The organism is Chromohalobacter canadensis, assembly GCF_034479555.1.
GTDB classification, from domain to species: domain Bacteria; phylum Pseudomonadota; class Gammaproteobacteria; order Pseudomonadales; family Halomonadaceae; genus Chromohalobacter; species Chromohalobacter canadensis.
In genome coordinates, this window is sequence record NZ_CP140151.1 from 2636891 (window position 1) to 2655653 (window position 18763).

The 18763-nt window shown below is 63.8% G+C and carries 14 protein-coding genes; 11 read left to right on the top strand and 3 right to left on the bottom strand.

Translation table 11 applies throughout. The features are described from left to right. Positions 1 to 4: 4 nt before the first annotated feature. Entirely contained in the window at positions 5 to 1165 is a 1161-nt protein-coding gene (locus tag SR908_RS12465; protein WP_246921675.1) for an MFS transporter, read from the bottom strand. 268 nt (positions 1166 to 1433) lie between these two features. Between SR908_RS12465 and fdhA the strand changes: the two genes are divergently transcribed. From fdhA to SR908_RS12515, 10 genes are all read left to right on the top strand, one after another. Next, positions 1434 to 2627 (top strand): formaldehyde dehydrogenase, glutathione-independent, encoded by a 1194-nt coding sequence (gene fdhA / locus SR908_RS12470; protein WP_246921677.1) that lies wholly within the window; start codon positions 1434 to 1436, stop codon positions 2625 to 2627. A gap of 235 nt (positions 2628 to 2862) precedes the next feature. Beyond that, the gene (locus tag SR908_RS12475) at positions 2863 to 4581 is read left to right on the top strand and encodes an NADH-ubiquinone oxidoreductase-F iron-sulfur binding region domain-containing protein (protein WP_246921679.1); all 1719 of its coding nucleotides are present in this window, start codon (positions 2863 to 2865) and stop codon (positions 4579 to 4581) included. A gap of 12 nt (positions 4582 to 4593) precedes the next feature. Further along, positions 4594 to 7455, top strand: coding sequence for a formate dehydrogenase subunit alpha (gene fdhF / locus SR908_RS12480; protein ID WP_246921682.1), 2862 nt, complete (start codon positions 4594 to 4596; stop codon positions 7453 to 7455). A gap of 141 nt (positions 7456 to 7596) precedes the next feature. Next, positions 7597 to 8847 carry a sarcosine oxidase subunit beta family protein gene (locus SR908_RS12485; RefSeq protein WP_246921685.1) on the top strand — a complete coding sequence of 417 codons (1251 nt, stop codon included), beginning with the start codon at positions 7597 to 7599 and terminating at the stop codon, positions 8845 to 8847. A gap of 15 nt (positions 8848 to 8862) precedes the next feature. Beyond that, the gene (locus SR908_RS12490) at positions 8863 to 9255 is read left to right on the top strand and encodes a sarcosine oxidase subunit delta (RefSeq protein WP_246921688.1); all 393 of its coding nucleotides are present in this window, start codon (positions 8863 to 8865) and stop codon (positions 9253 to 9255) included. Next, the gene (locus tag SR908_RS12495; RefSeq protein WP_246921691.1) at positions 9252 to 12332 is read left to right on the top strand and encodes a sarcosine oxidase subunit alpha family protein; all 3081 of its coding nucleotides are present in this window, start codon (positions 9252 to 9254) and stop codon (positions 12330 to 12332) included. Before SR908_RS12490 ends, SR908_RS12495 begins: the two co-directional genes overlap by 4 nt. After that, complete coding sequence (locus SR908_RS12500; protein WP_246921693.1) at positions 12325 to 12987, top strand: sarcosine oxidase subunit gamma; 663 nt, start codon at positions 12325 to 12327, stop codon at positions 12985 to 12987. Before SR908_RS12495 ends, SR908_RS12500 begins: the two co-directional genes overlap by 8 nt. Then, positions 12974 to 13840 carry a formyltetrahydrofolate deformylase gene (gene purU, locus SR908_RS12505; protein WP_246921696.1) on the top strand — a complete coding sequence of 289 codons (867 nt, stop codon included), beginning with the start codon at positions 12974 to 12976 and terminating at the stop codon, positions 13838 to 13840. The genes SR908_RS12500 and purU overlap by 14 nt, the downstream gene beginning before the upstream one ends. Positions 13841 to 13994: 154 nt before the next feature. Continuing rightward, the gene (locus SR908_RS12510) at positions 13995 to 14243 is read left to right on the top strand and encodes a hypothetical protein (protein ID WP_246894270.1); all 249 of its coding nucleotides are present in this window, start codon (positions 13995 to 13997) and stop codon (positions 14241 to 14243) included. Between the two features lie 168 nt (positions 14244 to 14411). Continuing rightward, positions 14412 to 15278, top strand: coding sequence for a PhzF family phenazine biosynthesis protein (locus SR908_RS12515; RefSeq protein ID WP_246921699.1), 867 nt, complete (start codon positions 14412 to 14414; stop codon positions 15276 to 15278). 61 nt (positions 15279 to 15339) lie between these two features. Here the strand turns inward: SR908_RS12515 and SR908_RS12520 are convergent, their stop codons facing one another. Next, positions 15340 to 16626: an aromatic ring-hydroxylating oxygenase subunit alpha gene (locus tag SR908_RS12520; protein WP_246921701.1), complete on the bottom strand. Its 1287-nt coding sequence runs from the start codon at positions 16624 to 16626 to the stop codon at positions 15340 to 15342. Between the two features lie 290 nt (positions 16627 to 16916). On the opposite strand from SR908_RS12520, the gene SR908_RS12525 reads away from it, so the two are divergent. Next, entirely contained in the window at positions 16917 to 18023 is a 1107-nt protein-coding gene (locus SR908_RS12525; RefSeq protein ID WP_246921704.1) for a hybrid-cluster NAD(P)-dependent oxidoreductase, read from the top strand. A gap of 6 nt (positions 18024 to 18029) precedes the next feature. Here SR908_RS12525 and SR908_RS12530 read toward each other — a convergent pair whose 3' ends face one another. Beyond that, positions 18030 to 18722, bottom strand: coding sequence for a cation transporter (locus tag SR908_RS12530; protein ID WP_446681832.1), 693 nt, complete (start codon positions 18720 to 18722; stop codon positions 18030 to 18032). Between the last annotated feature and the right edge of the window lie 41 nt (positions 18723 to 18763).

Consider the following 18763-nt stretch of genomic DNA (forward strand, 5'->3'; position numbering starts at 1 on the left):
GCACTCAGGTAGCGCGCTCATGCTCGGGCAGGCCGATGGCGAGGAAGATGCTGATCACGCCGCCGCCCAGGGCGATCCACAGGGGCGCGGCGGGTGCCCAAAGTGCGGCGACCGGCCCCAGCAGCATAACGCCGAGAGCCGCCAGCGCGTTGGCCAGGCCCAGCGCCATGCCCGACCCCAGCGAGCGATTCTCGGGCAGGATGTCCTGGGCGATGAGGATGCCTAGCGGCAAGGTCGCGAACAGGCTGATGCCCAGCACGCCGAGCACGATCCACAGCCAGATGCCTTCGGCTAGCAGGAAAGCCGCCAGCATGATGACCGAGATGCTCATGGCGACAATCAACACCGGGCGGCGGCCGAAGCGATCCGAGAGCCGCCCGCCGCCGAGGTTGCCGATCACGCCGACGACCAGCATGACGGTGATGAAACTGGCGCCGGTGGTCAGGTCGCCCCCGCCCTGGGCCCACATCAGTGGTACATAGGTCACTACCGAAAGGATCATCAGCGAACGCAGGGTGGAAAAGGTCACCAACCGCGATAGCGGACCGGCATGCAGACGCCAGGCGATGGGGGTGGCATCCGCGGCGCGTGGCGGCAGACGCGGCGCCCAGTGCAGCACGAACGGCAGCGTGACGAGCGCGGGCAGGGCGAGTAGCCACAGGTAGCCTAGTCCCCATTGCACCACCACCCAGCTCGCCAGGGCCGGCCATACGCCGCGCCCTACCTCACCGCCGACCATGAAGATCGACATCGCGGCTCCCGGGCGCTCGCCACCCAGACGGCGAATACCGGCCAGCGCCTGGGGATGGAAGAAGGCGTTGGAGATCCCGATCAGCATCAGAATGCCGAGCAGAGGCCAAAAGCCTGAGGCGAAGCCTACCAGGGCGCCGCCCAGCGACGAACCGGCGAGCCCCAGGGCAACCATGACGCGGCCGCCGACACGGTCGGCAAAAATCCCCACCAGCGGTTGCAGTGCCTGGCCCATCAATAAGGCCGCCATGATCGTACCCGCCAGCGCCACCGAGAGATTGAGGGAGATCAGGATCGCCGGCAGCACGCCCGGCAGATAATTGGCGGCGCCGTCGTTGAGAAAATGCGCCCAGCTCATGCCGGTCAGGCGAGCAGGACGGGAACGAGACGAAGTGGCGGCGGTCGAGGCCTCCATGGCGAACTCCGGTGGCGAATGGGCGGCAGATCCACTCCGGGGTGGGGCGTATTTCGATCATTGCTTGAATAGCACGCCCACGGAGCCGGAACAAGTCGCGCTTATTGTAAGGCGGCGAACGATCAGCAGGTCTTGGTTGGCACGGCAATGTCTCTTTTGAGCATGGCGATGACTCGCTGGGAACAGTACGCGCCAGCAAGAGGGCTATGGTCGAAGAGTGGCGTTGACGCCACGACGCCTCTCACCATAAAGCCAAAGGACAATAGCCATGAGTGCAGCCAACCGCGGCGTGATCTACATGGGCGCCGGCCATGTCGAGGTCCAACCGATCCCTTTCCCCGAACTGGCGCTGGGTAATCGCAAATGCGAGCACGGCGTGATTCTCAAGGTCATCACCACCAACATCTGCGGCAGCGATCAGCATATGGTGCGCGGTCGCACCACCGCACCGAGCGGCATGGTGCTCGGTCACGAAATCACTGGCGAAGTCGTCGAGTGCGGGCGTGACGTCGAGTTCATCGGCGTCGGCGATGTCGTCTCGGTGCCCTTCAACATCGCCTGCGGGCGTTGCCGCAACTGCAAGGAAGGCCAGACCGGCATCTGTCTCAACGTCAATCCTGCCCGTCCGGGCGCTGCCTATGGCTATGTCGACATGGGCGGCTGGGTCGGTGGCCAGACCGAGTACGTCATGGTGCCCTATGCGGACTTCAATCTGTTGAAGTTTCCCGACCGCGATATCGCCATGGACAAGATCCGCGATCTGACGTTGCTGTCCGATATCTTCCCTACTGGCTTCCACGGTTGCGCCACCGCCGGTGTCGGCCCTGGAAGCACTGTCTACATCGCTGGAGCCGGGCCGGTCGGGCTGGCCGCGGCGGTCTCAGCCCAGCTGCTGGGTGCTGCCTGCGTCATCGTCGGCGACATGAATCCGCAGCGTCTCGATCAAGCCAAAAGCTTCGGTTGCGAGACGCTAGACCTGCGCCAGGACACACCGATGCCCGACATGCTGGAACCCATCCTCGGCGCACGCGAAGTGGACTCGGCAGTGGACGCGGTGGGCTTCGAGGCGCGTTGCCATGGCCACGACCATGCGCATGAGCAGCCCGCCACGGTGCTCAATGCCTGCATGGATGTCACCCGGGCTGGTGGCCAGATCGGCATCCCCGGGCTGTACGTCACCGAAGACCCCGGCGCCGAAAGCCAGGAAGCCCAGCATGGCAACCTGTCGATGCGTCTCGGCCAGGGCTGGGCCAAGTCTCACTCCTTCCATACCGGCCAGTGCCCGGTGATGAAGTACCACCGGCAGCTGATGCAGGCGATCTTGTTCGATAAGGTGAACATCGCCGACGCGGTCAATGTCGAGGTCATCTCCCTGGACGACGCACCGCGCGGATATGCGGATTTCGACGGAGGCGTGGCCAAAAAGTTCGTTATCGACCCACACGGCAGTGTGGCCGCCTGAGCGGCCGGCGCAGGTCCCGGTGCGGGGCCGTGGCCAGTTACCGGTCGCACGCCATTCGCGATTCGGTCTGACACCATGGTCTACCCGACATTGCCCCGCTCCGGTGCCACTATGCAATCAGGTGCCCGCTTCAGGGCGGGCAGCCGGTATCCGGGAGGTGTTTTCCATGGCGGTCCGTCCCGCCGGCAGTACATTCCCGGGCAAGTCAGTGCCTACCCATAATAACGAGCACGCCATGACCGTCGAGACCCTCACTCCCAAGCGTCGCTTCCGCAACAAGCTCCGTGGGCGAGACCTGCCCCCCGTTGCTCTGGCGGCGCTTCGCCAGCTCCTCGGCGATGAGCGCGCAGATGCCGAACGGCGGCGCCGCGATCTCCTGATCGAGCATCTGCACGCCATCCAGGATGCCCATGGTCATCTATCGTTGGTGACGCTCCGCGCGCTCGCCACCTACATGAACCTGCCCATGGCCGCGGTTTACGAGACGGCGACCTTTTATGCCCACTTCGACGTGGTCCACGACGACCAGGCGCCACCGCCCGAGGTGACGGTGCGGGTCTGCGATTCGCTCTCCTGTCGGCTGGCTGGCGCCGCAGCCCTCGAGGAGGAACTGGCGGCCGGCGTCGATCCGGAGGCGGTCAAGGTGGTACGTGGCCCCTGCATGGGCCGCTGCGATACCGCGCCGGTGGTGGAGGTGGGGCATCACCATGTGCTCTTCGCCACCCGCGAAGGGGTGGAAGCGGTGATCGATACCGGCCATTACCATCCCGAGGCGATTCTCTGGCAACGCCTGGCGGACTATCGCGCCGAAGGCGGCTACGGGTTGCTTGCCGACTGCCACGAGGGACGCATCACGGTCGAGGCGCTGATGCAGGCGCTGGAAACCGCCAACCTGCGCGGCTTGGGCGGTGCCGGCTTCCCGACCTTCAAGAAGTGGTATTTCGTGCGCCAGGAGGAAGGTCCACGCTACTGCGCCATCAACGCCGACGAGGGCGAGCCCGGCACTTTCAAGGACCGCGTCTACTTGGAGCGCTCACCGCATCGCTTCCTCGAAGGCGCTCTGGTCAGCGCCTGGGCGGTGGAAGCCGAGGCGCTCTATATCTACCTGCGTGACGAGTATCCGGGCCTACACCGAGTATTGCGCGAGGCGATCGCCGAGCTCGAGGCCGAGGGCCTGGTGGCGCCGGGCTATATCGTGCTGCGGCGCGGTGCAGGTGCCTATATCTGCGGTGAGGAGTCGGCGATGATCGAATCGCTGGAGGGCAAGCCCGGCAAGCCTCGCCATCGGCCACCCTTCGTCGCCCAGAAAGGGCTCTTCGATCGCCCTACGCTGGTCAACAACGTGGAGACCGTCTACTGGATCCCGATGATCTGGCAGCGCGGCGCCGAGGCCTTCTCGCGCCAGGGCCGCCATGGCCGGGTGGGGTTGCGCAGCTTCTCGGTCTCCGGACGGGTCAAGCACCCCGGCGTGCACCTGGCCCCGGCGGGCATCACTCTCGAGGAGTTGATCGAGGAATACTGCGGCGGCATGGCCGAGGGGCACCGCCTGGCCGCCTATCTGCCCGGCGGCGCCTCGGGCGGCATCCTGCCGGCGAGCAAGGCTGATATTCCGCTGGACTTCGATACTCTCCAGGAGCATGGCGGTTTTATCGGCTCGGCGGCGGTGATCGTGTTGTCCGATCGGGACGACCTACGCGCCGTGGCCACCAACCTGCTGGCCTTCTTCGCCGACGAGTCCTGCGGCCAATGTACCCCCTGTCGGGTGGGCACCGAGAAGATGCTGACCCTGCTCGAGGGCGACGAATGGGACGCTGCGACCCTGACGCGCCTCTCCCAGGTGATGATGGATGCCTCCATCTGCGGCCTCGGGCAGGCGGCCCCCAACCCGGTGCTAGGGCTGCTCAAGGATTTCCGCGGCGAACTCGCCGCCCAGAACGTAATCATCAAGGGATAAGGGAGACAGAGCATGAGCGAACAAAGCTCAAACAAAAGTTTCACCCTGACCCTGGATGGCGTGGAGGTGAGCGCCAATGCAGGGGAGACCCTCTGGCAGGTGGCCAAGCGCGCCGGCGAGAGCATTCCTCACCTCTGCTTCAAGGATGCCAGCGGTTACCGCGCCGACGGCAACTGTCGCGCCTGCATGGTGGAGGTCGAAGGCGAGCGTGCCCTGGCCGCCAGTTGCCTGCGCGAGGCCGCCCCCGGCATGGTGGTCAAGAGCGCCAGCTCCGAGCGGGCTCGCACGGCTCGAGAAGGCGTCATGGAGCTGCTGCTGGTCGACCAGCCGGCGCGTGACGACAGCCCCGATCGTTCCAGCCACTTCTGGGCCATGGCCGATCAACTGGCCATCGATGCCACGGCGGTGCGCCGACGGCTGCCGGCGCGGACCGACCGAGAGTCGTCCACCGTGCACCATGTGCGCCTTCCCGAGCATTCCTTGCGCGCCTCGTCGACCCATGACGCCAGTCATTCGGCGATGAACGTCAACCTCGACGCCTGCATCGAGTGCAATCTCTGTGTGCGTGCCTGTCGCGAGGTCCAGGGCAATGATGTCATCGGCATGGCCCATCGCGGCGCCGCCTCCAAGATCGTCTTCGATTTCGACGACCCCATGGGCGAGAGCACCTGTGTGGCCTGCGGCGAGTGCGTCCAGGCCTGCCCCACCGGGGCGCTGATGCCGGCGACCCTGGTCGACGAGGCGGGGCGCGGTGACTCTCGGGTGGCCGACCGCACTGTCGATTCCGTCTGCCCCTACTGCGGGGTGGGCTGCCAGCTAACCTATCATGTCAAGGACGACGCGATTCTCTTCGTCGAAGGGCGCGAGGGCCCTTCCAACCAGAACCGGTTGTGTGTCAAAGGACGCTTCGGCTTCGACTATCCGCGCCATCCATCGCGGCTGACCACGCCGCTGATCCGGCGTCCCGGCGTGGCCAAGGGGCTCGACCCCGATTTCGATCCGGCCCAGCCGCTGACCCACTTCGTTGAAGCGAGCTGGGACGAGGCACTGGACCTTGCCGCCGGCGGACTTGCCGACCTCAAGGCGGCCCATGGTCCCGACGCACTGGCCGGCTTCGGCAGCGCCAAATGCTCCAACGAGGAAGCCTGGCTGTTCCAGAAGCTGGTACGCACCGGCTTCGGCTCCAACCATGTCGATCATTGCACCCGGCTGTGCCACGCCAGCTCGGTGGCGGCGCTGATGGAATGTATCGGTTCGGGTGCGGTAACCGCCTCTTTCATGCAGGCACTGCAGGCCGATGTCGTGATCCTCACTGGCTGCAACCCGACGGTCAACCACCCCGTGGCGGCCACCTACTTCAAGCAGGCGGCCAGAAACGGCACCAAGCTGATCGTCCTCGATCCCCGTGGCCAGGCACTGGACGCCTACGCACATCGTAGCGTGCGTTTCACGCCCGGCGGCGATGTCTCGCTCTACAACGCCATGCTCAACGTCATCGTCAGCGAGGCGCTTTATGATCAGACCTATATCGATGCCCACACAGAGGGTTTCGAGGCACTCAAGGCGCATGTGCGCGACCTGACGCCCGAAGCAATGTCGCCCGACTGCGGCGTCGAGCCCGAGCAGATTCGCGAGCTCGCACGGCTGTATGCGCAGGCCGAGCGGGCGATGATCTTCTGGGGCATGGGCATTTCCCAGCACGTACATGGCACCGACAACGCCCGCTGCCTGATCTCGCTGGCCCTGGCCTGCGGTCAGACCGGCCGTCCCGGCACCGGCCTGCATCCGCTTCGCGGCCAGAACAACGTCCAGGGTGCCTCCGACGCTGGTTTGATTCCCATGGTGCTACCCGACTATCAACCGGTGGGCGATGCCCAGATGCGCAGTGCCTTCGAGGAGCTGTGGAACTCGCCGCTGGACGCGACGCCTGGGCTCACGGTGGTGGAAATCATGAATGCCATCGCTGCCGGTACCATCAAGGGGATGTACATCCTCGGCGAAAATCCCGCGATGTCCGACCCGGATCTCGATCACGCCCGGGAGGCGTTGGCCAAGCTCGAGCATCTGGTGGTGCAGGATCTGTTCGTTACCGAGACCGCGCAGTTCGCTGATGTGATCCTGCCGGCCTCGAGCTGGCCGGAAAAAGATGGCAGCGTGACCAACACCAACCGCCAGGTGCAGCTCGGTCGCGCCGCGGTCCCGCTACCCGGCGAGGCGAAGCCCGACTGGTGGATCATCCAGCAGCTTGCCAATCGTCTGGGACTGGACTGGCATTACACGCACCCGCGGGAGGTGTTCGACGAGATGAAGCAGGGCATGGCGTCGCTCGATCACATTTCGTGGTCCCGTCTGGAGCGCGAGAGCTCGGTGACCTATCCCTGCCCGGCCGAGGACGCCCCCGGCGCGGACGTGGTGTTCACCGACGCTTTCCCCACCGCGAGCGGGCGGGCGACGTTCACGCCGACCCGGCCACTGCCGCCGGATGAGCCCATCGATGACGACTACCCCACGGTGCTGATTACCGGGCGCCAACTGGAACATTGGCACACCGGTTCCATGACCCGGCGCACTCGGGTACTCGATGACCTCGAGCCCGAAGCGGTAGCCAGCCTCGCTCCGTCGGAGCTGGGGCGCCTGGGGCTGTCGCCGGGCGAGACGGTCACCATCGACACCCGTCGCGGCAGCATCACCCTGAAGACGCGCGCCGACCCCTTGATGCAGTCAGGCATGGTATTCGTACCGTTCTGCTACCTGGAGGCAGCAGCCAATATCCTGACCAATCCGGCGCTTGACCCGTTCGGCAAGATCCCCGAGTTCAAGTATGCCGCCAGTCGGTTGCATCGCGCCGAGGTGGCGACGGCGCTCGATGGCTGATCCGAGCCGGCGTGTCGCAAACGCATCCGGCCGTGACGCTTGCAAGCACCCCACCTCAAGGGGGACGGGGCTACCATCGCGGCATGTAAAGACACGTCGTCGTGCCAGTCCAGAGCACGAAGGCCGCGCAGGGGAGAGGGTATGCAACGTTATTCAGGCTTCGGGCTCGTCAAACACGCGTTACGCCATCATGAGGATTGGCAACGCCAATGGCGCAATCCCACGCCCAAGCCGGGCTATGACGTGATCATCGTCGGCGGTGGGGGACACGGTCTGGCCACGGCGTACTACCTGGCCAAGGAGCACGGCATCACCAACGTGGCGGTGCTCGAGAAGGGCTGGTTGGGCGGCGGCAATACCGCGCGCAATACCACCATCGTGCGTTCCAACTATCTGTGGGATGAGTCGGCGGCGCTCTACGAGCATGCGATGAAGCATTGGGAAGGGCTCTCGCAGGAACTCAACTACAACGTCATGTTTTCCCAGCGAGGCGTGTTGAACCTGGGCCATACCCTGCAGGACATGCGCGACATTCAGCGCCGGGTCAACGCCAACCGCCTCAACGGTATCGATGGCGAGGTGCTGGATGCCGAGGGCGTGCAGTCGCTGGTGCCGATTATGGACTGCTCGAAGCGTGCTCGATATCCGGTCATGGGTGCTTCCTGGCAACCACGCGCCGGTGTGGCTCGCCACGATGCCGTGGCCTGGGGCTATGCCCGCGCCGCTGACGCGCTGGGCGTCGATCTGCTGCAGAACACCGAGGTCACCGGCTTCAAGATTCGCGACGGCCAGATCCAGGGCGTGCATACCAATCGCGGCGACATCGAGGCCAAGACCGTGGGTTGCGTGACGGCGGGCAATTCCAGCGTGTTGGCCGGCATGGCCGGCCTCAACCTGCCGCTGGAATCGCATCCGCTGCAGGCGTTGGTCTCCGAGCCGCTCAAGCCGGTGCTGGACACCGTGGTGATGTCCAATCACGTCCATGGTTATATCAGCCAGTCGGACAAGGGCGATCTGGTCATCGGCGCGGGAATCGATGGCTACAACGGCTACGGCCAGCGGGGCAGCTATCCCACCGTCGAGCACACCTTGCAGGCCATCGTCGAGATGTTCCCGATCTTCTCACGGGTACGCATGAACCGGCAGTGGGGCGGCATAGTCGATACCTGTCCGGATGCCTGCCCGATCCTCTCCAAGACGAAGGTCAAGGGGCTCTACTTCAATTGCGGCTGGGGTACGGGCGGCTTCAAGGCGACGCCGGGTTCAGGGCATGTCTTCGCTGCCAGTCTGGCCAAGGGCGAGATGCATCCCATTGCCGCGCCGTTTTCCATCGACCGTTTCCACAGCGGGGCGTTGATCGACGAGCACGGCGCCGCTGGCGTCGCGCACTAAGGGAGAGCCACCACCATGTTTCATATCTACTGCCCCTATTGCGAAGAATTGCGCGAAGAAGAGGAGTTCCATCCCAAGGGCCAGGCGCACATCGCTCGTCCCGAGGAGCCGGACGCCTGCAGCGACGAGGAGTGGGGCGATTATCTGTTCTTCCGCGACAACCCGCGCGGCATCCACCACGAGATGTGGCTGCATGCGGTGGGCTGTCGCAAGTTCTTCAATATCACGCGCAATACCGTGAGTTACGAGATTCTCGAAACCTACAAGATGGGCGAGCAGCCGACGGTGGGCGCCGAGCATCTGGCGCGTGAGGGGAAAACCGATAGCGTGCAGGTCGCCGAGAGCGGCCAGCAGACCGTGGGTGCCAGCGACGCCGCCCAGGCGTCGGTCAAGGGAGCGCAGGCATGAGTCAGTCAGCATCACAGCCCAACCGTCTGGCGCAAGGCGGCCAGGTCGATCGCACGCATGCGTTGACCTTTACCTTCAATGGCCGCTCATATACCGGCCATCCCGGCGATACTCTGGCCTCGGCCTTGCTGGCCAATGGCGTGGATCTAGTCAATCGCAGCTTCAAGTACTCGCGCCCGCGCGGCATCGTCGCCGCCGGCGCGGAAGAACCCAATGCGGTGGTTCAATTGGGCGCGACGGAGGCGACCCAAGTGCCCAACGTGCGGGCTACCCAGCAGGCGCTGTACGACGGTCTAGTCGCGTGCAGCACTAATGGTTGGCCCGACGCGCAGCGCGACATCATGCGCTGGGTCGGCAAGCTGGGCAGCCCGTTCATGCCGCCGGGGTTCTATTACAAGACCTTCATGGCACCGGCGTCGATGTGGATGACCTACGAAAAATACATCCGCAAGACGGCCGGTCTGGGACGCAGCCCGACACAGCCCGATCCGGATATCTACGATCACATGCATCGGCATTGCGATCTGCTCGTCGTCGGGGCCGGTCCCGCAGGCTTGAGCGCGGCGTTGACGGCGGCGCGTGCCGGGGCACGGGTGATTCTCGCTGACGAACAGGAGGCGATGGGCGGCTCGCTGCTCGATACGCGCGAGACGCTGGACGATCAACCCGCCGCTCAATGGCTGAAGACGACACTGGCGGCGCTGGCGGAACACGACAACGTCACCTTGCTGCCGCGTACCACCGCGCATGGTTATCACGATCATCATTTCGTGACTCTTCACGAGCGCCGCACCGAGCACCTGGGCGATAGTGCGCCGTCTCAGGCCGGTCATCGCCAGTCGCGCTCACGGCTGCACCGGGTACGTGCTGGCCAGGTAATCCTGGCGACCGGCGCCCATGAGCGCCCGCTGGTGTATGCCAACAACGATGTCCCCGGCAACCTGCTGGCAGGGGCGGTGTCGACCTACATTCGCCGCTACGGCGTGGTGCCTGGCCAGAAGCTGGTGCTCTCTACCAGCAACGACCACGCTTATCGCGCCGCATTGGATTGGCATGAACTGGGCGGATCGTCTGGGCGCGAGGTGGTGGCCATCGTCGATGCCCGCACGGCGCCGGAGGGCGATCTCGTTGCGCAGGCCAAGGCGGCGGGCATCCGTGTCATCACCGGCAGCGCGGTGATCGAGGCCAAGGGGGCGCAGCGCGTCTCGGCGGCACGTGTGGCGGCCATCGACGTGGACGCCTTCACGGTCACCGGAAAAGTCGAGACGCTCGATTGCGACACCATCGCCAGCTCCGGCGGATACAGCCCGGTGATCCACCTGGCCTCGCATACCGGCGCGCGTCCGGTATGGAGCGATGACATCATAGGTTTTGTGCCGACCACCGTGACGGGCGTCACCGCGAGCGGCGGCGCGCATGGCGTCTATTCGCTGGGCGAGGTGCTGGCGGATGGCGTAGAGGCCGGCGTTAACGCGGCGACGGCGCTGGGATTCGCCGCCACCGTGGAAGGTGCGGGCCTGCCGCGCATCGCGTCGTGCCATGAAGGCCCGGCCTGTGCACTGTTCCAGGTGCCGCATGAGAAAGCCACGCTGCGTGCGCCCAAGCAGTTCGTCGATCTGCAGAATGACGTCACCGCAGGTGCCATCGAAGTAGCAACGCTCGAAGGGTTCGAATCCATCGAGCACGTCAAGCGCTACACTGCCATGGGCTTCGGCACCGATCAGGGCAAGCTGGGCAATATCAATGGCATGGCGGTTGCCGCGCGCTGCCTGGGGCAGAGCATTCCCGAAACTGGCACTACGGTATTCAGGCCCAACTACACGCCAGTGACCTTCGGTGCCGTGGTCGGCCGCCATTGTCGTGAGCTCTTCGATCCTGAGCGCTACACGCCGATGCAGGCCTGGCACGTCGCCAAGGGCGCCGAATTCGAGGACGTCGGCCAGTGGAAGCGCCCTTGGTACTATCCACAGAAGCACCGCACAGCGGGAGGCGAACGCCTGGAAACGATGCACGAGGCGGTGTCTCGTGAGTGCCGCGCGGTTCGCGAGGGCGTGGGCATTCTCGATGCCTCGACGCTGGGCAAGATCGATATCCAGGGGCCGGACGCCCGCGAGTTCCTCGGCCGTATCTACACCAATAAGTGGCAGAAGCTGGAGCCTGGTCGCGTGCGCTACGGACTGATGTGCGGCGACGACGGCATGGTGATGGACGACGGCACCACCAGCTGCCTGGCCGAGAATCACTTCCTGATGACCACGACCACCGGCAACGCCGCGCCGGTGCTGGAATGGCTCGAACTCTGGCACCAGACCGAATGGCCGGAACTCGAGGTATATTTCAATTCGGTGACCGACCACTGGGCGACGATGACTGTGACCGGTCCTGAGGCGCGCAAGCTACTCACCGAATTGACCGACATCGACCTCGACCGTGAGGCGTTCAAGTTCATGGATTGGCGCGAGGGGCATGTGGCCGGTGTTCCCGCGCGGGTGTTCCGGATCTCCTTCACCGGGGAACTGGCCTTCGAGATCAACGTCCAGGCGCACTACGCCATGCGCGTTTGGGAGGCGTTATTCGCGCACGGTGAAAAGTATGATTTGACGCCTTACGGCACCGAAACGATGCATGTGCTGCGCGCCGAAAAGGGCTTCATCATCGTCGGCCAGGATACCGACGGGTCGGTAACGCCCGAAGATCTGGGCATGCACTGGGCCATCGGCTATGACAAGCCATTCCCATGGGTCGGCAAGCGGGCGCTGACGCGTTCCGATACACGCCGTGACGGGCGCAAGCAGCTCGTCGGCCTCAAACCCAAGGACGCGAGCGTGGTGCTGGAGGAGGGCGCGCCGGTCGTCTTCGACCCGAAACACGCCATCCCCATGCCCATGGCTGGCCACGTGACCTCGAGCTACTACAGCCCGACGCTGGAAAGCGGCTTTGCCCTGGCGGTGGTCAAGGGTGGCCATCAGCGCATGGGCGAGAGCGTCTATCTGCCGATGGCCGATGGGCGTGTGCATGAAGCCGAAATCGTCGGTACCCAATTCGTCGACCCGAAGGGAGAGCGCCAGCATGTCTAACTCGGTCCATGTCTACGACGCCCGCGCCGATCACGCCACCATCACGGCCGAGTCGCCGCTGGCGTACTCCTTCCAGCGCAGCGGTATGCCCGCGCCTGGAGAGGAAAGCCGTGCAGTGATCGGCGAACGAGCGTTTCTGGGACACCTCATCCTGCGCGGCGGCGCTATCGTTCTCGACGAGGCGCTGCGCGAGGTGCTCGGCATTGGCCTGCCCGGGCGCCCCAATTCGCTCACCGTCGACACCGACGGCCAGCGCTCCGTGCAATGGTTATCGCCCGACGAGTGGCTGCTGATCGTGCCCGGCGATGAGACTTTCGGCCTCGAGACGCGGCTGCGCGCGCATCTCGGCGGGGCACATGTCGCCATCGTCGACGTCAGCGCAGGGCAGACGCTGATCGAACTCACCGGAGAAGCGGCGCACGAAGTCCTGATGAAGTCGACGGTCTACGATGTCGACCCAAATGCGTTCACGGTGGGCAAGGGCGTGACCACGCTCTTTGCCAAGACCAGCGTCATTCTGCGTCGCCCCAGCGAGTCGCGTTGGGAGCTCATCGTGCGGCGCAGTTTCGCTGACTACGTTTATCGCTGGCTGCTGGATGCGGGGGAAGAATATGGCATCGGTGTCGCTCGAGAAAGCCGCCATGAGTCGCAGTAACGATACCTGGATCCTCGCCGCGCAGTGCCCCAGCCGTCTGGGCACCGTGGATGTCGTGACCCGCTTCCTCAAGGAGCGCGATTGCTACATCACCGAACAGCAGTCGTTCGATGACCGCCTGGGCGAGCGTTTCTTCATCCGTACCGAGTTTCGGCCTCTGGCCTCCGACTTCGATGCCGAGGCCTTCCAGGCGGACTTCGCGACCCGGGCCTCTGAGTTCGAGATGGATTTCGAACTGACCCCGCCCGAGCGCCGCACGCCGGTGGTGATCATGGTCTCCAAGGCCGATCATTGCCTTCACGACCTGTTGTATCGCTACCGCACCGGGCAACTGCCGCTGGATATTCGCGCGGTGATCTCCAATCACCCCGATCTCGAATCGCTGGTAACCGGGCATGGGCTGCCATATCACCATTTTCCGGTGACGCCCGAGACCAAGGCGGCTCAGGAAGCCCGCGTGCTCGAGGTGATCGAAGCCACCGGCGCCGAGCTGGTGATCCTGGCGCGCTACATGCAGGTACTCTCCAGCGAAATGTGCACACGTCTCAGCGGGCGCGCGATCAACATCCATCACTCCCTGTTGCCGGGGTTCAAGGGTGCCAAGCCGTATCACCAGGCTTATGAAAAAGGCGTCAAGCTGGTCGGCGCCACCGCGCACTACATCAACGATGATCTCGACGAAGGTCCTATTATCACCCAAGGGGTTGAACCGGTCAGTCATGCCGATTACCCCGAGGATCTGGTGGCCAAGGGAAGAGACATCGAATGCTTGACCCTAGCGAAGGCGGTATCGCTTCATCTGGAGCGCAGAGTGTTTCTGCATTCCAAGCGCACCGTGGTGTTCAAACGTTGACGATGCGGGAGCGGGCATTTTGCCACCGCTCTCCTAAACTTCGGGTAACGCCTCTGGCGACAGGCGTTCACGACAGTGATCACCCACAATAACGACCATCGCAGCCGCGACCGGTGACACCGGCCGGCGCGCCGTCACTCGAGGAGGGGAAGACATGATGCTCGCGGATCTGATCGACGGCGACGACTTTCGTCAACGCCTACAAGCGCTGGGCGTGCGCATTCCCGATGGTGCTGGCCCCGAAACCTGTGCCCGCATGGCCGCATGCAAGTACAACGAAGTTGGAGTGGAGGGCCTGCCCGAGGCCATCCACGACATGCTGCAGCACAGCGACGAAATGCTGCCCTCGGTACGCCAAGCGATCGACACCCATCTGTTGCCTCGCCTGCGCGCGAACGAATAAGCACAGCCTCCAATATCCAACGCCGCGCCGATATCGGCGCGGCGTTGGTGTGTCATGCTAGGCGCCTCGGCGGCCACCCGTTTCCGGTTCGCTTCGCGATCCCCGGCCGGTTAAGATCCTTCCAGACGTCATCCTGAATGCCGCTCGTCGCTCAAGGGAGGTGAACCAATGGGTAAGGCCGGTGATCGTTATTATCTACTCGATGTTTTCACGGATACGCCGTTTGCGGGTAACCCGCTGGCAGTCTTTACGGAAGCGGCAGGCATATCCGATGTACGCATGCAGGCCATAGCGACGGAATTGAATCTCTCGGAGACGGTTTTCGTCGGCACGCAGACAGCCGATAACCGCTTCCCGATCCGCATTTTTACCCCTGGCACTGAATTGCCCTTCGCCGGTCATCCGACCATCGGGACGGCCTATTTGCTGGTCTCACTGAGCTTAGCCGATCGCCAGTCGCCGCTGGTGTTGCAAGCCGGTGTGGGAGATCTGGAAGTGCACTTCGACGGGGACAGGGCGCGTTTCACGACCGCTCGGCCAGTCGACGTGCAGCCAAGTTCGCTCGACAGGATGTCAGCCGCGGAGTTGCTCGGGTTGTCAGCCTCTCAGGTAGTCGATGATCCGGAGATCGCCTCTTGTGGCCTTGCGTACCATCTAATCGAACTGGATAGCATCGACGCGCTGGAGCAGGCGCGACCGTCGGCGGCATCATGGAGCCGGTGTGTATCACCGAGCAGCATCGAGCAGATTTATCTGCATGTTCGTACCGGCGACGAGACCCGGCGCTCGCGCATGTTTTCCACCGCAAACGGCAATCTGCGTGAGGACCCGGCCACGGGCAGTGCCGCATCGGCCCTGGCTGGCTATTTGGCGGTTCAGGAATCGGACGTGGGACCGCGATACTGGCAGATCGATCAGGGTGTCGAGATGGGTCGCCCCAGTCGTATCCATGCCTGGGTCGAACGTGACGATGCCATGACCATTCGTATCGGTGGACAAGCCGTCATGGTGGGCGAGGGCAAGCTCTACCGTTGATCCCGCGCCGGCATCGGCGCGGGATAATGCATCATGCCGTATCAGCACATGCCATCAAGAGTCAGCCCTGGACGATGTGCAGCGATGGGGCCTCGGCGTCCAGTCGCGAGAGCAGGGTTTCGCTGTACCAGTCGACGAAGTCGATTACGCCGAATTCGTAGGTCTCTGAGTAGGGGCCGGGCTGGTAGGCGATGGAGTTGATGCCGCGCTGGTTTTCCTCGGCCAGTTGCCGGTCCTGATCGTTGGTGGCGTCCCATACCTTGCGTAGCCATTGGGGATCGTAATCGACGCCTTCCTGGGCATCCCGGCGGACGAGCCACTTGGTGGTTACCAGGGTCTGTTGCGGGCCCAGCGGCAGCACGCGAAAGACCACGGCATGATCGCCCATGAAATGGTTCCAGGAATTGGGCAGGTGCAAAATGCGCAGCGAGCCCAGATCGGGGCTCGTGAGGCTTCCCATCAGTTTCCCGCAGCCGGGCTTGCCGTCCATGGTCATCGACATGACGCCGTCGATCATCGGCGTGCGGGTCAGACGGTTGCGCTTGCCGAAGTGCTTGAGCGCCCAGGGCACCTGTAGGCGTTCCCAGTGGGCCTGCTGGCGGGCGACAAGGTCGCGGTAGGCGGGCGTAGCGCGCGGGTCGTCGGTGTCGTCGAACTCGATAAGCGAGTTGAGCAGCTCCGGATGGGCACCGTTGCAGTGATAACACTCGCGGTTGTTCTCGAGGACCAGCTTCCAGTTGGCTTGCTCGACGATGTTCGATTCCGCCGCGACTTTGACGTTATCCATCTCGTAGGGCGCCAGATACTCATCCAATGTCGCCAGGAAGTCGTCGATGGCCGGCGGCTGCTCGGCGAGACTGATGAAGATGAAGCCCCCGGCGCTCTTCACCGCCACCGGCTTGAGGCCGTGGGCGGAAAGGTCGAAGTCCTCGCCCATGTCCTGACCGGCGAACAGCAGGCGGCCGTCGAGTTCGTAGGTCCACTGATGATAGGGACACACCAGCTTGGCGACCTTGCCTTTCTCCTGCGTGCACAGCCGCGACCCACGGTGCCGGCACACGTTGTGGAAGGCATGAATCGCGCCCTGGTCGCCGCGTACCACGATGATGGGATTGTCGCCGATCTGCGCGGTCAGGTAATTGCCCTTGGCGGGGAGCTCGCAGGTCATGCCGACGAACAGCCACTCTTGGGTGAAAATTTCCTGTATGTCCAGCGCGAACACACGTGGATCATTATAGAAGGGTTGCGGCAGCGAATACGTGCGCCAGCGCTGGCGAAGCATGTCGGCGGTCGCGTCACGCGCGGCGGCCAAGGGATCGTCGAGTGCGGATGTAGCGATCAGATCCATGGAGGCATCCTCTTCCTCTTCGTGCGCCGTGTCGGGTAACGGATGGCGCCATGACATTGAGTGAGTGTGCGTGAGAGGCGTGAATGTCGAGGAGTTTGGCGTATTGCCACCAATGGGGATTGTCTGCCCGCGACATCGGCCGATGCCGTGGCGACGTCAGTTGGCGATTGCCCTCGTGGTGGCGGCTTGCGCAGGCATGCGCGTGTCGTTGGCAGGCAAGTGGCCGGTGCGGGGCGCGCCCACAATGCGTCTGACAGTTAGATACCGCCGCGCGACCAGGTAGACATCCCATGAGCTTGAACTTCTTCAATCCCGTCACTACCCAGACCTGGACCAATGGGCGCCATAACGTGCGTTGCGTGAAGATCATCCAGGAGACCTGGGATGTCCGCACCTTCTGCTTCATGGCCGATCAGCCGGTGTTGTTCTTCTTCAAGCCCGGACAATTCGTGACCCTGGAGCTGGAGATCGACGGCGAGCCGATCATGCGCTCCTATACGATTTCCAGCTCGCCCTCGGTACCTTACAGCTTCTCGATCACGGTCAAGCGGCTTCCCGATGGACGCGTTTCCAACTGGCTACATGACAACCTGCAGGTCGGCAGCGAACTTGTCGTTCACGGGCCGGTGGGGGATTTCAACGTCATCGACTATCCCGCCGACAAGGTGCTCATGCTCTCCGGTGGGGTCGGCGTCACGCCGTTGATGTCGATGACGCGCTGGTTCTTCGATACCAACGCCAACGTCGACCTGCAGTTCGTGCACAGTGCGCGCGAGCCACGCGACATCATCTTTCACCGCGAGCTGGAACATATCTTCTCGCGGATCCCTGATTTCCGGCTGCATATCGTCTGTGAGCGCGGCGATGAAAACGGTGTGGCTTGGGCGGGGTTTCGGGGCTATCTAGCGCAGGCGATGCTCGAATTGATGGTGCCGGATTACCTGGAGCGCGAGATCTTCTGTTGTGGCCCCACGCCGTACATGAAGGCCGTCAGGCAGGTGCTGCAGAGCAACGGCTTCGATATGAGCCACTACCACGAAGAGTCGTTCGGAGCCACGCCCGCGGATGTCCGGGCAGATGTGGAGGAACTCGCCGAGCAGGCCGAAGCGGAGTTGGAGGCGGTCGATACCGCCGACATGTTGCAGGTCGAATTCAGCAACAGCGGCAAGAGCATTCGCATTCTGCCTGAGGAGACCGTGCATTCCGCCGCCGCCAAGCTCGGCCTGCATATCCCCAAGGCCTGCGGGATGGGCATCTGCGGTACCTGCAAGGTCAAGAAGCTCTCGGGCGACGTCAACATGGAACACAACGGCGGCATTACCGAGGATGACGAAGCAGACGGCTATATTCTGAGCTGCTGCAGCACGCCCAAGAGTAACGTGGCCATCGAGTTCTAAGACCTTCTAGCGCGACTCGGCGGCGGTGGTGGCCCCAGACCGCTCGGCCTCGCGCGCTTGACGCAGTTCACCGCGCGCCTGGCGGGCGATCTTCCAGCCCCCGGAGAGAGACAGAAACGCGAAGACCGCCCCGACGATGGTATCCGGCAGGGCGTTGCCACTGCCGAACACACCCAACGCGGCGAGCAGCACCGCGCCGTTGCCGATGACGTCGTTGCGCGTGCAGATCCACACGCTACGCATGTTGCTGTCGCCCTCGCGATAGCGCATCAACAGCACCAGCACCGCGAGGTTGGCGAACAGCGCCAAGAGTCCCACCGCGCCCATGGTTGGCGCATCTGGGTGGCTGCCCGCCAACAGGTTATGCAGCGTCACGCCCAGTACCACCACGCCGAAACCGGCCAGCGTTGCCGCCTTGATCAGCGAGGCTCGGGCACGCCATACCAGCCCCATGCCCAGTACGCCCAGGCTGATGGCGTAGTTCGCCGCATCACCCAGGAAGTCGAGTGAATCGGCCATCAACGAGGTGGAATCCGCCTTCACACCGGCCAACATCTCGACCCCGAACATCACCGCATTGACCACCAGCGCGATCCATAGCACGCGCCGGTAGCGTGGCGTCGACTCGGGAGAAGGGGAAGAACCGCAGCAGCACGCCATGCAAACCTCAACATCGTGGACCGAATTAGTACCTGACATTCTACAACTCTGGAGTGCACTCGAGGTCAAGCGTGGCTGAA

What these genes read in the sequence shown, in the direction of transcription:
- SR908_RS12465 (WP_246921675.1), bottom strand. Translation starts at nt 1,165, where the DNA reads ATGGAGGCCTCGACCGCCGCCACTTCGTCTCGTTCCCGTCCTGCTCGC.
- fdhA (WP_246921677.1), top strand. Translation starts at nt 1,434, where the DNA reads ATGAGTGCAGCCAACCGCGGCGTGATCTACATGGGCGCCGGCCATGTC.
- SR908_RS12475 (WP_246921679.1), top strand. Translation starts at nt 2,863, where the DNA reads ATGACCGTCGAGACCCTCACTCCCAAGCGTCGCTTCCGCAACAAGCTC.
- fdhF (WP_246921682.1), top strand. Translation starts at nt 4,594, where the DNA reads ATGAGCGAACAAAGCTCAAACAAAAGTTTCACCCTGACCCTGGATGGC.
- SR908_RS12485 (WP_246921685.1), top strand. Translation starts at nt 7,597, where the DNA reads ATGCAACGTTATTCAGGCTTCGGGCTCGTCAAACACGCGTTACGCCAT.
- SR908_RS12490 (WP_246921688.1), top strand. Translation starts at nt 8,863, where the DNA reads ATGTTTCATATCTACTGCCCCTATTGCGAAGAATTGCGCGAAGAAGAG.
- SR908_RS12495 (WP_246921691.1), top strand. Translation starts at nt 9,252, where the DNA reads ATGAGTCAGTCAGCATCACAGCCCAACCGTCTGGCGCAAGGCGGCCAG.
- SR908_RS12500 (WP_246921693.1), top strand. Translation starts at nt 12,325, where the DNA reads ATGTCTAACTCGGTCCATGTCTACGACGCCCGCGCCGATCACGCCACC.
- purU (WP_246921696.1), top strand. Translation starts at nt 12,974, where the DNA reads ATGAGTCGCAGTAACGATACCTGGATCCTCGCCGCGCAGTGCCCCAGC.
- SR908_RS12510 (WP_246894270.1), top strand. Translation starts at nt 13,995, where the DNA reads ATGATGCTCGCGGATCTGATCGACGGCGACGACTTTCGTCAACGCCTA.
- SR908_RS12515 (WP_246921699.1), top strand. Translation starts at nt 14,412, where the DNA reads ATGGGTAAGGCCGGTGATCGTTATTATCTACTCGATGTTTTCACGGAT.
- SR908_RS12520 (WP_246921701.1), bottom strand. Translation starts at nt 16,626, where the DNA reads ATGGATCTGATCGCTACATCCGCACTCGACGATCCCTTGGCCGCCGCG.
- SR908_RS12525 (WP_246921704.1), top strand. Translation starts at nt 16,917, where the DNA reads ATGAGCTTGAACTTCTTCAATCCCGTCACTACCCAGACCTGGACCAAT.
- SR908_RS12530 (WP_446681832.1), bottom strand. Translation starts at nt 18,722, where the DNA reads ATGTCAGGTACTAATTCGGTCCACGATGTTGAGGTTTGCATGGCGTGC.